General features: G+C 43.8%; 14 protein-coding genes and 1 riboswitch. All 14 genes read left to right on the top strand.

Annotation, left to right across the window (positions count from 1 at the left end; translation table 11 throughout):
• Positions 1 to 105: 105 nt before the first annotated feature.
• Positions 106 to 480 (top strand): TraR/DksA family transcriptional regulator, encoded by a 375-nt coding sequence (locus ACTJJQ_RS04090; protein WP_008344944.1) that lies wholly within the window; start codon positions 106 to 108, stop codon positions 478 to 480.
• 94 nt (positions 481 to 574) lie between these two features.
• Positions 575 to 1,042, top strand: a complete 468-nt coding sequence (lspA, locus tag ACTJJQ_RS04085) for a signal peptidase II (protein WP_008344942.1) — start codon at positions 575 to 577, stop codon at positions 1,040 to 1,042.
• Complete coding sequence (locus ACTJJQ_RS04080) at positions 1,039 to 1,953, top strand: RluA family pseudouridine synthase (protein WP_007499719.1); 915 nt, start codon at positions 1,039 to 1,041, stop codon at positions 1,951 to 1,953. Before lspA ends, ACTJJQ_RS04080 begins: the two co-directional genes overlap by 4 nt.
• 171 nt (positions 1,954 to 2,124) lie before the next feature.
• On the top strand, positions 2,125 to 2,667 hold the full coding sequence (gene pyrR, locus ACTJJQ_RS04075; RefSeq protein WP_007499718.1) for a bifunctional pyr operon transcriptional regulator/uracil phosphoribosyltransferase PyrR: 543 nt from the start codon (positions 2,125 to 2,127) through the stop codon (positions 2,665 to 2,667).
• A 155-nt stretch (positions 2,668 to 2,822) separates the two neighbouring features.
• Entirely contained in the window at positions 2,823 to 4,151 is a 1,329-nt protein-coding gene (locus ACTJJQ_RS04070) for a uracil-xanthine permease family protein (protein WP_440599972.1), read from the top strand.
• 130 nt (positions 4,152 to 4,281) lie between these two features.
• Entirely contained in the window at positions 4,282 to 5,205 is a 924-nt protein-coding gene (locus tag ACTJJQ_RS04065) for an aspartate carbamoyltransferase catalytic subunit (protein ID WP_017367206.1), read from the top strand.
• The gene (locus ACTJJQ_RS04060) at positions 5,189 to 6,475 is read left to right on the top strand and encodes a dihydroorotase (protein WP_008344934.1); all 1,287 of its coding nucleotides are present in this window, start codon (positions 5,189 to 5,191) and stop codon (positions 6,473 to 6,475) included. Before ACTJJQ_RS04065 ends, ACTJJQ_RS04060 begins: the two co-directional genes overlap by 17 nt.
• A complete protein-coding gene (locus ACTJJQ_RS04055) occupies positions 6,472 to 7,566 on the top strand; it encodes a carbamoyl phosphate synthase small subunit (RefSeq protein WP_019743288.1) in 1,095 nt (364 codons plus the stop codon). Before ACTJJQ_RS04060 ends, ACTJJQ_RS04055 begins: the two co-directional genes overlap by 4 nt.
• Positions 7,551 to 10,766: a carbamoyl-phosphate synthase (glutamine-hydrolyzing) large subunit gene (carB, locus tag ACTJJQ_RS04050; RefSeq protein ID WP_206114318.1), complete on the top strand. Its 3,216-nt coding sequence runs from the start codon at positions 7,551 to 7,553 to the stop codon at positions 10,764 to 10,766. The genes ACTJJQ_RS04055 and carB overlap by 16 nt, the downstream gene beginning before the upstream one ends.
• On the top strand, positions 10,763 to 11,539 hold the full coding sequence (locus tag ACTJJQ_RS04045) for a dihydroorotate dehydrogenase electron transfer subunit (RefSeq protein WP_008344928.1): 777 nt from the start codon (positions 10,763 to 10,765) through the stop codon (positions 11,537 to 11,539). Before carB ends, ACTJJQ_RS04045 begins: the two co-directional genes overlap by 4 nt.
• Positions 11,533 to 12,465, top strand: a complete 933-nt coding sequence (locus ACTJJQ_RS04040) for a dihydroorotate dehydrogenase (protein ID WP_281215352.1) — start codon at positions 11,533 to 11,535, stop codon at positions 12,463 to 12,465. Before ACTJJQ_RS04045 ends, ACTJJQ_RS04040 begins: the two co-directional genes overlap by 7 nt.
• The gene (gene pyrF, locus ACTJJQ_RS04035; protein WP_046527254.1) at positions 12,437 to 13,141 is read left to right on the top strand and encodes an orotidine-5'-phosphate decarboxylase; all 705 of its coding nucleotides are present in this window, start codon (positions 12,437 to 12,439) and stop codon (positions 13,139 to 13,141) included. Before ACTJJQ_RS04040 ends, pyrF begins: the two co-directional genes overlap by 29 nt.
• Positions 13,142 to 13,148: 7 nt before the next feature.
• A complete protein-coding gene (pyrE, locus tag ACTJJQ_RS04030) occupies positions 13,149 to 13,787 on the top strand; it encodes an orotate phosphoribosyltransferase (protein WP_017359346.1) in 639 nt (212 codons plus the stop codon).
• Between the two features lie 158 nt (positions 13,788 to 13,945).
• Positions 13,946 to 14,048: riboswitch (SAM riboswitch) on the top strand.
• 74 nt (positions 14,049 to 14,122) lie between these two features.
• A complete protein-coding gene (locus ACTJJQ_RS04025) occupies positions 14,123 to 14,269 on the top strand; it encodes a YezD family protein (protein ID WP_008344920.1) in 147 nt (48 codons plus the stop codon).
• Positions 14,270 to 14,297: the final 28 nt, after the last annotated feature.

The raw sequence follows: 14,297 nt of genomic DNA, 5'->3' as shown, positions 1-14,297 counted from the left end.
GAAAATGACAGCGTTTAGAACGAAAGGAAAAATCTTTTGGCTTTAAAGTGAACAGGCGGGGCAACAATATGATTATCACGACAGGGCAGGAGTTGAAACAGCGACATGAATGGCGATCTAGAGACGATTTACATGGAACTCCTTCAAATGAGAGAAGAACTGCAATCGAAACTGTTTGAATATGCATCATTGCGTTCACCCGCTGAACATGTCACTTTCGATCAAGCAAAAACGACCACGCTTCTTTATCACATCAAAGAAGAACTGCAAGATGTTTCGCTCGCGATTGCAAAAATTGAACAAGGAACTTATGGCATATGTGAGGCGACAGGGCATACAATGCCCATTGAACAAATGAGTATTCTTCCGACTGCTCGTACGACTGACGACTTTTTATATCATAAGCAATACGAGAAAAAAGCATTCACCCCTTATCCTTATGAATCAAACGATTCTCATTTTGAAGCCTTCCACATGTAGGGAGGTTTTTGTCTGTCAACTAAAGTTTCTTTACTCCATCCTGTTTTCTTGATAAAATGCATAAAGACCAAAGTATGAAGATGGAGGAACGTGTGTGTTCTATTACATAATCGCATTCGTGATAATTTGTTTAGATCAATTAACAAAATGGCTCATTGTCAAACATATGATGCTCGGTGATTCTATTCCTGTGATTGATGGCTTCTTTTACATCACATCCCACCGAAATTCAGGAGCCGCATGGGGGATTCTCCAAGGACAAATGTGGTTTTTCTATGTGATCACACTCGTTGTTATTGCAGGAATTGTTTATTATTTGCAAAAACATGGACAAAAGGACAAGCTACTTGGCGTAGCGCTTGCCTTAATGCTTGGCGGAGCGATTGGAAACTTTATTGACCGTATTTTCCGTCAAGAAGTGGTTGATTTTGCTCATTTCGTATTTGGGGATTATCATTATCCAATCTTTAATATCGCAGATTCCTCTCTATGTGTGGGGGTCATTCTGCTCTTTATTCAAATGCTGTTAGATGGAAAGAAAAATAAGGAGTCAACTACATGAATCAAGTAAACATTGCCGTTTCAGAAGAACAAACGAGTGAACGGCTTGATAAATTTTTAAGCACAACTGAACCAGAATGGTCAAGAACCCAAGTCCAGCAGTGGGTGAAAGATGGGCTCATCGAAGTAAATGGAAAACAAGTGAAGGCCAATTATAAAGTACAAGCTGGAGATCAAATCAAAGTAGAAATTCCAGATCCAGAAGCACTAGATGTAGAAGCGGAATCAATGGATCTTGATATTTATTATGAGGATGAAGATGTACTAGTGGTTAATAAACCAAGAGGAATGGTCGTTCATCCAGCACCAGGACATGTGACAGGTACTCTTGTCAATGGCCTCATGGCTCATTGCAATGATTTGTCAGGCATTAATGGTGTGATGAGACCAGGAATTGTCCACCGGATTGATAAAGATACGTCAGGGCTTTTAATGGTCGCAAAAAATGATATGGCGCATGAATCACTCGTCAATCAGCTGGTGGCGAAAACGGTCACTAGAAAATACACAGCCGTTGTTCATGGCATCATTCAGCATGATACTGGAACGATTGATGCACCAATTGGTCGAGACAAAAAAGATCGCCAAAGCATGACGGTCACAAAAGAAAATGCAAAGCAGGCGGTCACTCATTTTGATGTGATGGAGCGCTTTAAAGACTTTACCGTTGTAGAATGCCGCCTTGAAACAGGAAGAACCCACCAAATTCGTGTTCATATGAAATACATTGGCTATCCGCTTGCCGGAGATCCAAAATATGGCCCGAGAAAAACCGTTGATTTCAATGGACAACTGCTGCATGCAGGCGTGTTAGGGTTTGATCACCCTAGAACAGGAGAATATATGGAGTTTACAGCTCCAATTCCAGCTGATATGCGGGGCTTTATCGATTCATTAAGAAATAACGATTGACAGGCCGTTCTTTTTTTGAAATAATAAACGAAGAAATTGAGATTCTTTAAAACAGTCCAGAGAGGCTGAGAAGGATAACGGATCAATTTGTGCACGAGTATGCACAAATGAGCTGCCCCTCTCTGCCCTTTGCAGAAGGGGCTTTTTATTTGTCAAAAAGAGGTGTAAAAGATGGAACAAAAAGCAGTCATTCTTGATGAACAAGCGATAAGACGAGCGCTTACCCGTATTGCACATGAAATGATTGAGCGCAACAAAGGGATGAAGGATGTCATCCTGGCCGGGATCAAGACAAGAGGTATTCATCTTGCAAAGCGCCTTGCAGAGCGCATCGAGCAAATTGAAGGAAACCCCGTGACTGTGGGTGAACTGGATATTACGCTATACCGTGATGACCTGACAAAAAAGACAGAGAATCAAGACCCGCTTGTCAAGGGTGCAGACATTCCAGCTGACATTAATGACAAAACACTCATTGTCGTGGATGATGTTCTGTTCACAGGCAGAACGGTGAGAGCAGCTATGGATGCGCTTGTGGATGTAGGAAGACCATCTTCCATTCAGCTGGCTGTTTTAGTCGACCGGGGACACCGGGAGCTGCCGATTCGAGCGGATTATATCGGAAAAAACATCCCGACATCAAAAGCAGAGACAGTCATGGTTCAGCTCAATGAAGTAGATCAAAACGACCTTGTCGCTATATATGAAAAATAACCTTTTTAAATGCATTCCAGAGAGTTTGCAAAGAGGGCAATAACAGAGACACCGAGCACACGACTAAAGTGACGTGTACGGTTTTTCTAGGCCTCTTTGCGCATACTCGCAAAGAGGCTTTTTTAATGAAAAAGGACACATCTAGGAGGAAAATCATGAGTCAGCAAAAAGCCAATTTAGGCATTCGAGATATCCCAAAACCGTTCACATGGCTGTCACTCAGCCTGCAGCACTTGTTTGCCATGTTTGGTGCAACCATTCTTGTACCAAAGATCATTGATATGAGCCCAGCCGTTGCGCTCATATCAAGCGGGGTTGGAACCATTGTGTACTTAATCATCACAAGAGGGCAAATTCCGGCGTATCTTGGATCGTCCTTCGCCTTTATCGCCCCTATCTTGAATGTAAAAGCCACCGGCGGCCCTGGAGCCGCAATGGTAGGTGCCTTTATGGCGGGTGTGGCATATGCACTCATCGCATTATTTATCAAATGGCTCGGCACAGGTTGGCTAATGAAGCTTCTGCCGCCTGTCGTTGTAGGACCCGTCATTATGGTCATCGGACTCGGACTCGCTGGAACAGCTGTAAACATGGCGATGTACGTCGATCCAAATGCAAAGGAGCTTGTTTACAGCCTGAAGCATTTAATGGTTGCAGGCTTCACGCTCGCTGTCACCATTATTAGTATGATCTTCCTAAGAGGATTCCTTAGCTTGATTCCAGTCTTAATCGGCATTATCAGCGGCTATCTTTTTGCTTTAACACAAGGCATTGTGAACTTCCAGCCGGTCATTGACGCAAAATGGTTTGCTGTACCAGACTTTGTTGTGCCATTTGTCGACTATACACCTGCTGTGACCTTAAGCATTCTCACAGTGATGGTGCCGGTTGCCTTTGTGACCATGTCTGAGCACATCGGCCATCAAGTCGTGTTAAGCAAAGTTGTTGGACAAGATTTTATTAAAAAGCCAGGTCTTCATCGCTCCATTTTAGGAGACAGTGCGGCGACAATCTTCGCTTCACTCATCGGCGGACCTCCAACAACGACTTATGGAGAGAACATTGGTGTCCTTGCGATCACAAGAGTGTTCAGTATCTTCGTCATCGGCGGAGCAGCGGTGTTTGCGATCTGCTTCGGCTTTGTTGGGAAAATTTCAGCATTAATCAGTACAGTACCATCCGCGGTTATGGGGGGCGTTTCGTTCCTGCTCTTTGGAATCATAGCCTCAAGCGGACTGCGAATCCTGATTGATCATAAAGTGAACTTTGAAGAAAAGCGCAATCTCATTATCGCATCAGTCATCTTAGTCATTGGAATTGGCGGGGCATTCATTGAGGTGAAACAAATCAATCTGACGCTGTCAGGAATGGCACTCGCTGCCATTACTGGCGTCCTGTTAAACCTGATTCTGCCGCATCGGAAGGCAGAAGATGATGAGTCAAATGAATCGAATACCGAAAACCTTTTAAAAGAAGTCCAGTGAGGCTGACAAGGGTTCTAATCGGAGCAGAACGTGCGAAAGCACCCCTGCTTCTTTTGGAGAACCCTAAGCTGCCGAGGCTTAGGGTTTTTTTGAACCTGAAAGTGATGAAAAACTAGAGGGGGCAGAAAAAATGAATGATTTATCGACAATGAGCAGCTTGTCAAAGGAAGAAATTTTACAGTTGATTGAAGAAGCATGTGCATTGAAAAAAGGGAAACAGGAACATGGTTTAGCAGGTGAATTTGTGGCGAACCTCTTCTTTGAACCAAGTACAAGAACGCGTTTTAGCTTTGAGGTGGCAGAGAAGAAACTTGGAATGAATGTGCTGAACCTAGACGCAGCAAGTACCTCTGTTCAAAAGGGAGAGACCCTTTACGATACAGTGAAAACACTTGAATCCATCGGAGTCAAGGCATGTGTCATCAGAGACAGTACCGACGAATATTACAAAGAGCTGATTGGGAAGGTCGGGATTCCAATCATTAATGCGGGAGATGGCTGCGGACAGCACCCTACACAATCATTGCTGGATTTGATGACGATCTTCGAAGAGTTTGGCGGCTTTGAAGGATTAACGATCTCGATTCATGGTGATATCAAACATAGCAGGGTGGCAAGGTCCAATGCTGAAGTCCTCGCAAGACTAGGAGCGACAGTGCTCTTTTCAGGACCAGCTTCCTTCCAAGATGAACAAAATCCTCATGGAACGTATGTCGAAGTGGACGAAGCCATGAAGCGGTCTGACGTGGTGATGCTGCTGAGAATTCAGCATGAAAGGCACTCAGAAAAGATGGGCAATGAGGGTTACTTATCGACTTATGGATTAACAGTAGACAGGGCAAGCAAAATGAAAGAAAGAGCGATTATTATGCATCCAGCACCAGTAAATAGAGGTGTTGAAATAGATGATTCATTAGTAGAGTCAAAACAGTCAAGGATTTTCAAACAAATGGAAAATGGTGTGTATATCCGAATGGCTGTGTTAAAAAGGGCTTTTCAAAATAGCAGACTACATCAAAAAGGGAGAGATTCTGTCTATGTCATATCTCATTAAAAACGGTTTTATCTTATCAAGCACAGGGGAAAGAGTGCAGCAGGATATTAGGGTAGAAGGAAAAGTGATTCAAGCAATGGGTCACTTAGAAAGAGAAGACGGAGAAGAAGTCATTGATGCAGCAGGGCTATTTGTATCACCAGGTTTGATTGATCTGCATGTGCATTTAAGAGAGCCAGGCGGCGAGAAAAAAGAAACCATTGAAACAGGTTCTAAGGCAGCAGCAAGAGGCGGGTATACGACCATTGCAGCGATGCCGAATACAAGACCAGTTCCAGATACAAAAGAACAAATGGAATGGCTGATGAATCGAATCAAAGAGACCTCCTCTGTAAGAGTACTGCCATACGCTTCCATCACGACGAGACAAATTGGCGAAGAGATGACAGACTTTGCAGCGTTAAAAGAAGCGGGCGCTTTTGCCTTTACGGATGACGGTGTTGGTATTCAAACCGCAGGCATGATGTACGAAGCAATGAAAAAGGCAGCAAGCCTTGATCAAGCCATAGTGGCGCACTGTGAAGATAACTCACTCATTTATGGAGGGTGCGTTCATGAAGGAGACTTTTCAAAAGCAAATGGGTTAAACGGGATACCGTCAATTTGTGAATCGGTGCATATTGCAAGAGATGTCCTCTTAGCAGAAGCAGCGAATTGTCATTATCATGTATGCCATATCAGCACAAAGGAATCCGTCCGAGTGGTACGCGATGCAAAAAAAGCAGGCATTCGTGTGACGGCTGAGGTCTCGCCACATCACCTTCTCTTATGTGATGCAGACATCCCAGGTCTTGACACAAACTATAAAATGAATCCGCCACTCAGAGGAGCAGAAGATCGCGAGGCACTGATCGAGGGGCTTTTAGATGGCACGATTGATTTTATCGCCACAGACCATGCACCGCATACAGAAGAAGAAAAGAACGAAACGATGCAGAGGGCACCTTTTGGGATTGTTGGACTTGAAACAGCGTTCCCGCTTCTGTACACACGTTTTGTGAAAACAGGGGAATGGACATTAAAAGAACTTGTTGATTATATGACCATCAAACCAGCAGAAGCCTTTGCTCTTCCATACGGAAAGCTGGAAGAAGGTCAAATCGCTGATATCACACTGATTGATTTAAACAAAGAAATGGCAATTGACAAAAAAAGCTTCTTATCTAAAGGACAAAATACACCGTTTGACAAATTGACTGTATCAGGATGGCCGGTCATGACACTTGCATCTGGGAAAGTCGTTTATGAAGAGGGGAGACTAGTAAAATGAAGAGACGCTTAGTGCTAGAAAACGGAACAGTATTCGAAGGAACAGGCTTTGGCAGCTTAGAACCGTCAGTCGGAGAAGTCGTCTTTAACACAGGGATGACAGGCTATCAAGAGATTTTGTCTGACCCGTCGTACTGCGGACAAATTGTCACACTCACTTACCCGCTGATCGGCAACTATGGCATTAACCGTGATGATTTTGAATCGATCACACCGTTTGTGAAAGGGCTGATCGTGAAAGAGCTTTGTGAAAAGCCTTCAAACTGGCGCTCTTCATACTCACTTGATGAGTATTTAAAAATGAAAAATATCCCGGGTCTTAGCGGCATTGATACACGCAAGCTCACGCGCATGATCCGAAGTGCAGGTACATTAAGAGGAGCTTTTGCAGGACCGGATGAACAAGTAGAAGACGTTGTAAGCCGCCTTCAAACGATGCAGCTACCAACAGATCAAGTAAGCCAAGTATCTGTGAAAAATGCGTATCCAAGCCCAGGAAGAGGAAAAAGAATTGTGCTTGTCGATTTCGGCATGAAGCATGGCATTTTGCGCGAACTCAATAAGCGAGATTGTGATGTCATTGTGGTGCCATACAATATCACGGCAGATGAAGTATTACAGTTAAAACCAGACGGCATCATGCTTTCAAACGGACCTGGGGATCCAGTCGATGTGCCAGAAGCGGTTGAAATGATTCAGCAGCTGATTGGAAAGGTACCACTCTTTGGTATCTGCCTAGGACACCAGTTATTCGCGCTTGCGTGCGGCGCAAGTACAGAAAAAATGAAATTTGGGCATAGAGGATCCAATCATCCAGTCAAAGAATTAGCAACTGGCAAGGTAACCTTGACGTCTCAAAACCATGGCTACACGGTTAGCGCCATTAATGAAGACGTGCTTGAAGTCACACATATTGCGCTAAATGACAACACCATTGAAGGATTAAAACATAAAGAAGCACCAGCATTCACTGTCCAGTATCACCCAGAAGCATCACCGGGTCCAGAAGATGCGAACTACTTATTTGACGAGTTCATGGACATGATTCATACAACTGAGAAAGAAGGGGAAGAAGTATGCCAAAACGCGTAGATATCAAAAAGATTTTAGTGATCGGTTCAGGTCCAATCATCATCGGTCAGGCAGCGGAGTTTGACTATGCAGGCACACAGGCTTGCTTAGCGCTAAAAGAAGAGGGCTATGAAGTCGTTCTTGTGAACTCTAACCCTGCGACGATCATGACGGATACAGAAATGGCCGATAAGGTATACATCGAACCACTGACACCAGAATTTTTAACACGAATCATTCGAAAAGAACGTCCTGATGCGATTCTGCCAACACTTGGCGGACAAACTGGATTGAACCTTGCTGTTGAATTATCAGATCTTGGTGTACTCGCTGAATGCGGTGTTGAAGTACTAGGCACCAAGCTGTCAGCTATTCAAAAAGCAGAGGACAGAGATTTATTCCGTAATCTAATGAATGAATTAAATGAACCTGTACCAGAAAGTGAAATCATCCATAACCTTGAAGAAGCGATGGCATTCACAGATCAAATCGGTTTCCCAGTCATTGTTAGACCAGCCTATACACTAGGCGGAACAGGCGGCGGAATTTGTACAAATGAGCAAGAATTAAAAGAAATCGTCGAGAATGGACTGAAGTTAAGTCCGGTGACACAATGTTTGCTTGAAAAAAGTATCGCAGGCTTTAAAGAAATTGAATATGAGGTCATGCGTGACAGCGGAGATCATGCCATTGTGGTTTGTAACATGGAAAACTTTGATCCTGTCGGCATCCACACAGGTGACAGTATCGTTGTGGCACCAAGTCAAACGCTAAGTGATCGTGAATATCAGCTGCTTCGTAATGTGTCACTCAAGCTGATCCGTGCACTTGGCATTGAAGGCGGATGTAACGTACAGCTGGCGATTGATCCAGACAGCTTCCAATACTATATTATCGAAGTAAACCCCCGCGTGAGCCGTTCTTCTGCTCTTGCGTCTAAAGCAACTGGATATCCGATTGCAAAACTTGCAGCGAAAATCGCAGTTGGCCTAACACTTGATGAAATGATGAACCCAGTCACAGGTAAAACATATGCAGCGTTCGAACCAGCACTCGACTATATCGTTTCAAAAATCCCGCGCTGGCCGTTCGATAAATTTGAATCTGCCAACAGACGACTTGGAACACAAATGAAAGCAACGGGTGAAGTCATGGCGATTGGCCGCACATTAGAAGAGTCTCTTTTAAAGGCTGTTCGTTCACTTGAAGCGGATGTGCATCACATTGAATTAAAAGACGAAGCGGACATTACGAACGAAGTGCTCGAAAAGCGGATTATCAAAGCAGGAGATGAACGTCTGTTTTATATCGCTGAGGCACTAAGAAGAGGCTATACCGTCGAACAGATTCATGAATTCTCGAAAATTGATTATTTCTTCCTTCATAAACTGGAAGGCATCATCACATTTGAAAAGACACTAAAAGAAAACAAAGGCAATGTAGACGTTTTAAAAGAAGCGAAAGAAAAAGGTTTCTCAGATATTTATATTAGCCGCGAATGGAATATGAATGAGGCAGATGTCTATAACCTAAGAACAGAAGCAGGCATCGTTCCTGTGTATAAGATGGTGGACACATGTGCGGCAGAATTTGAATCAGAAACACCGTACTTCTACAGCACATATGAAGATGAAAATGAATCCGAACGAACAGAGAAGAAAAGTGTCATCGTGCTAGGCTCAGGTCCAATCAGAATCGGACAAGGGGTTGAATTCGATTATGCGACCGTTCATTCAGTGTGGGCAATCAAACAAGCAGGCTATGAAGCCATTATTATTAACAACAACCCTGAAACCGTCTCAACAGACTTTAGTATTTCAGATAAGCTCTACTTTGAACCACTCACTGTAGAAGATGTGATGCACATCATCGACCTTGAACAACCAGAAGGTGTCGTCGTTCAGTTTGGCGGACAAACAGCGATTAACTTAGCAGATGAATTATCAAATAGAGGGGTTAAGATACTTGGAACATCGCTTGAAGACCTTGACCGTGCGGAAAACCGTGACAAGTTTGAACAAACATTAGAAACTCTCGGCGTGCCGCAGCCAAAAGGTAAGACAGCAACGTCTGTGCCAGAGGCAGTAGCGATTGCGAATCAAATCGGTTACCCCGTGCTTGTCCGTCCTTCCTATGTATTAGGCGGCCGTGCAATGGAAATTGTGTATCAAGAAGCTGAGCTCCTTCACTACATGGAGAATGCGGTGAAAGTCAATCCGCAGCACCCAGTGCTCATTGACAAGTATTTGACAGGAAAAGAAATTGAAGTAGATGCTGTGTCTGACGGAGAAACGGTTGTCATACCAGGCATTATGGAACACATTGAAAGAGCCGGCGTTCACTCTGGAGACTCCATTGCGGTCTACCCGCCGCAAACTTTGTCAGAGGACATCAAAGCGAAAATTGCAGAATACACGATTAAACTGGCAAAAGGCCTTAACATCATTGGGCTTTTGAACATTCAATTTGTTCTATCAAAAGGAGAAGTGTACGTACTTGAAGTGAATCCGCGCTCAAGCCGGACTGTCCCATTCTTAAGTAAAATTACAGGCATTCCAATGGCGAACTTAGCTACAAAGGTTATTTTAGGAGAAAAACTGAAAAACTATGGCTACCAAGAAGGGCTTCATGTTGAGCAAGAAGGCGTATATGTTAAAGTTCCAGTCTTCTCTTTTGCAAAACTAAGAAGAGTAGATATTACACTAGGGCCTGAAATGAAATCAACAGGTGAAGTCATGGGGAAAGATGTCACAATCGAAAAAGCCCTCTACAAAGGGTTGATTGCATCAGGCATTCAAATTCCAAAAGACGGAACGGTGCTCCTGACAGTGGCTGATAAAGATAAAGAAGAAGGACTTGAGATTGCAAGAAGATTCCATTCCATCGGCTATCATATTTTAGCAACAGAAGGAACAGCGAATTACTTAAAACAAGCCTCTATTCCATCAAGTGTTGTCGGCAAAATAGGAGAAGAAGGAAAGAACCTGCTGGATGTCATTCGAAATGGTGAAGCCCAATTTGTCATCAATACCTTAACAAAAGGAAAACAGCCGGCAAGAGACGGCTTTAGAATTAGACGTGAATCTGTTGAAAATGGTGTCGCTTGCTTAACGTCACTAGATACAGCGGAAGCGATTTTAAGAGTGCTAGAGAGCATGACATTTAGAGCAGATGAAATGCCAGAAGTGAAAACGAATGCTGAGGTGACAGTAACGATATGAAAAAAGCATACTTGACGGTCGTCTCAAACCGAGAGATCGCTGATCATATTTACGAAATGACATTAAAAGGTGATCTTGTTGAATCCTTTCAAACAGCTGGACAGTTTCTTCATATAAAGGTCAGTGAATCCATGACACCGCTGCTGAGAAGACCGATCAGTATTGCCAACATTCATGCCGAAAAGCAAGAAGCAACCATCATTTACCGCGCAGAGGGAGAGGGCACAAAGCTCCTTTCCCAAAAGCGGGCGGGAGAGTCAGTCGATGTGTTAGGACCGCTTGGAAACGGCTATGACCCTTCAGTCGTTCAGGCCGGACAGACCGCATTATTAGTCGGTGGAGGAATCGGTGTGCCTCCGTTATATGAACTGTCTAAGCGGTTAACGAAAAAAGGCGTCATCGTAAAACATGTTCTCGGTTTTCAATCAAAAAAGGATGTATTTTATGAGGAGATGTTTCAAGCGCTCGGAGATACATTTATCGCAACCGTTGATGGAACATATGGCTCGAAAGGTTTCGTGACAAATGTCATTGAAGAGAATGAGCTGGACTTTGATGTCTTGCTTTCCTGTGGACCGACACCTATGTTAAAAGCACTAAAAGACTCTTATCCCGATAAGCCTGTCTATATTTCAATGGAAGAACGAATGGGCTGCGGAATCGGTGCATGCTTTGCTTGTGTCTGTCATACCGATCAGCACGAGAAACCGTACGTTAAAGTTTGTCTGGATGGACCTGTTTTTAAAGCGGAGGAGGTGGCGCTATCATGCTAAACATCGAATTACCCGGCTTATCTTTAAAAAATCCAATCATTCCTGCATCAGGCTGTTTTGGATTTGGAAAAGAATTCGCATCATTATATGACCTTTCCTTGCTGGGCGGCATCATGATTAAAGCCACGACCCTTGAACCGAGATTTGGCAACCCGACACCTAGGGTAGCTGAGACAGGAGCCGGTATGCTGAATGCGATTGGTCTCCAAAATCCAGGTCTAAAAGGCGTGCTTGAACATGAATTACCTTGGCTTGAGCAGTTCGATACCCCTATTATTGCCAATGTTGCTGGATCACAAGTTGATGATTATGTTGAAGTAGCAAAGCAAATTAGTCAAGCAAGCAATGTTCACGCCCTTGAACTGAATATCTCGTGTCCGAATGTGAAAACAGGAGGAATTGCCTTTGGGACCGATCCAGAAATGGCGGCTACATTGACAAAAGCCGTCAAGGAAGTTTCCTCCGTTCCTGTTTATGTGAAGCTGTCACCTAATGTAGCCAATATCGTTGAGATTGCTAAAGCGATTGAATCGGCTGGAGCGGATGGACTCACCATGATCAATACTTTGATTGGGATGCGTTTAGATTTAAAAACAGGCAAACCCATTCTTGCCAATAAAACAGGCGGATTATCAGGTCCTGCCGTAAAACCTGTTGCCATCCGAATGGTGCATGAGGTCAGTCAAGCCGTTACTATTCCGATTATTGGGATGGGCGGGGTGCAAAGCGCTGAAGATGTACTTGAATTTTTACTAGCTGGCGCAAGTGCGGTAGCTGTTGGGACAGCCAATTTTGTGAACCCATTTATTTGCCCGGAAATCATTGATGAACTGCCGAATGTGTTAGCGGCTTATGGGTATTCATCTGTAGAGGAATGCATCGGAAGGAGCTGGAAACATGAAGCACTTGCCCATCATCGCGCTTGATTTTCCATCAGGACAGGAGGCGCACGCCTTTATAGATCGTTTTGAAGGCACTCCATTATTCGTAAAGGTTGGCATGGAGCTGTTTTACCAAGAAGGTCCTGCCATTATTGACGCACTGAAAGAAAAAAATTGCCGTATTTTCCTTGATCTGAAGCTTCATGACATTCCAACAACCGTGCAAAAAGCGATGAACCGGCTTGCTGCACTTGGTGTTGATTTGGTGAATGTGCATGCAGCCGGCGGGAAAAGAATGATGCAGGCGGCCATAGAGGGGCTTGAAAGCGGAACCCCTGCCGGGCAAAATCGCCCGGGCATCATTGCAGTGACCCAGCTGACAAGCACGTCAGAAGATATGATGAAAAAAGAATTACTAATTGACCGCCCATTGCAAGAGGCTGTGCTTCATTATGGACAATTGGCATATGAAAGTGGACTTGATGGTGTGGTGTGCTCTGTTCATGAATCAAAACAGCTTCATGAACAAATCTCTCCCTCCTTTCTCACTGTCACACCAGGAATTCGCTTACCAAATGATCAAACGGATGACCAAAAGCGTGTGGCGACACCTGCCTTTGCCAAAGAGCAGGGTGTTTCACAGATTGTTGTGGGAAGATCGATCACAAAAGCCACAAACCCAGTGGAAGCTTATCAACAAATTTTGAAAGAGTGGGAGTGACTGCCGGATGAAAACGAAAATTGCGAAGCATTTATTACAAATCAAAGCTGTCTCTTTAAAACCAGACGAACCATTTACATGGGCGAGCGGTATCAAATCACCGATTTACTGTGACAATCGCCTCACCTTGTCTTATCCTGAGGTCAGAGGGGACATTGCGGAAGGTTTAAAAGACTTGATTCTCACTCATTTTGAAGGAGCGGAAGTTGTCGCAGGTACAGCTACAGCTGGCATTCCTCATGCGGCATTAGCAGCTGATCGTCTGAACGTACCGATGTGTTATGTAAGAAGTAAACCAAAAGCACACGGAAAAGGAAATCAAATTGAAGGAGCCGTATCACCTGGACAAAAGGTGGTTGTCGTAGAAGACCTCATCTCAACTGGAGGCAGCGTTCTTGAAGTTGTTGCTGCTCTTGAAGAAGAAGGCTGTGACGTACTCGGAGTTGTTGCGATCTTCACTTATGGACTGCCAAAAGCAGCTGCGGCTTTTCAAGAGAAAAACATTCCCTATGTCACGCTGACAGACTATGACACACTGACAGAAGTGGCACTTGAGCTAAAAGCAATTGAGCCTTCTGCTATGAATAAACTAAAACGCTGGAGACAGGATCCTTCGTCTGAATCTTGGATGGAAGAAACGGTCTAATAAGCTTGTCTTGTTTTAAAAAAGCTGTGCTGCGCTGCACAGTTTTTTATTTGGTTAAAAATAGTAAAATAGACTCAAATTTAAATAAAAACTAATCCTATCAATAAAGTCGGGTTGACTTTTGTTTGAATTGTGTTAATATTTAATACAAATTAAAACTCTTATCCAGAGAGGTGGAGGGACTGGCCCGATGAAGCCCGGCAACCTGCGATTTGCAAGGTGCTACTTCCTGCAAAATGATTCTATTTTGAAAGATAAGGAAATCGTGAGCTTCCTCATCTTTCTTTCGGACTGAAAGAAAGTTTTTTTATTTTAACGGTGAGGAGGAAGAGGAGATGGAACTGAAACAAAACCAGGATGAGGACTTAGTGAAGCATATGCAAGAGCTGATTGGGGATATGAAATTCGGTTCAATTACGTTGATCGTTCAGGACGGTCAAGTGATTCAAGTGGAAAAAAATGAAAAAATCAGATTAAAGTAGTGCGGAGAATAGCAATAGAAGCAGTACT

Source organism: Bacillus sp. 22483 (genome assembly GCF_052044605.1).
In the GTDB taxonomy this organism is placed as follows: Bacteria; Bacillota; Bacilli; order Bacillales; family Bacillaceae; genus Bacillus; species Bacillus altitudinis.
This window is presented reverse-complemented; position numbering and strand designations above follow the sequence as displayed.

Excerpts from the sequence above, each read along its gene's own strand:
- pyrE (WP_017359346.1), top strand. The coding sequence starts at position 13,149 with ATGAAAACGAAAATTGCGAAGCATTTATTACAAATCAAAGCTGTCTCT.
- ACTJJQ_RS04025 (WP_008344920.1), top strand. The coding sequence starts at position 14,123 with ATGGAACTGAAACAAAACCAGGATGAGGACTTAGTGAAGCATATGCAA.
- ACTJJQ_RS04045 (WP_008344928.1), top strand. The coding sequence starts at position 10,763 with ATGAAAAAAGCATACTTGACGGTCGTCTCAAACCGAGAGATCGCTGAT.
- pyrF (WP_046527254.1), top strand. The coding sequence starts at position 12,437 with ATGAAGCACTTGCCCATCATCGCGCTTGATTTTCCATCAGGACAGGAG.
- ACTJJQ_RS04040 (WP_281215352.1), top strand. The coding sequence starts at position 11,533 with ATGCTAAACATCGAATTACCCGGCTTATCTTTAAAAAATCCAATCATT.
- ACTJJQ_RS04080 (WP_007499719.1), top strand. The coding sequence starts at position 1,039 with ATGAATCAAGTAAACATTGCCGTTTCAGAAGAACAAACGAGTGAACGG.
- ACTJJQ_RS04060 (WP_008344934.1), top strand. The coding sequence starts at position 5,189 with ATGTCATATCTCATTAAAAACGGTTTTATCTTATCAAGCACAGGGGAA.
- carB (WP_206114318.1), top strand. The coding sequence starts at position 7,551 with ATGCCAAAACGCGTAGATATCAAAAAGATTTTAGTGATCGGTTCAGGT.
- ACTJJQ_RS04065 (WP_017367206.1), top strand. The coding sequence starts at position 4,282 with ATGAATGATTTATCGACAATGAGCAGCTTGTCAAAGGAAGAAATTTTA.
- pyrR (WP_007499718.1), top strand. The coding sequence starts at position 2,125 with ATGGAACAAAAAGCAGTCATTCTTGATGAACAAGCGATAAGACGAGCG.
- ACTJJQ_RS04070 (WP_440599972.1), top strand. The coding sequence starts at position 2,823 with ATGAGTCAGCAAAAAGCCAATTTAGGCATTCGAGATATCCCAAAACCG.
- ACTJJQ_RS04055 (WP_019743288.1), top strand. The coding sequence starts at position 6,472 with ATGAAGAGACGCTTAGTGCTAGAAAACGGAACAGTATTCGAAGGAACA.
- ACTJJQ_RS04090 (WP_008344944.1), top strand. The coding sequence starts at position 106 with ATGAATGGCGATCTAGAGACGATTTACATGGAACTCCTTCAAATGAGA.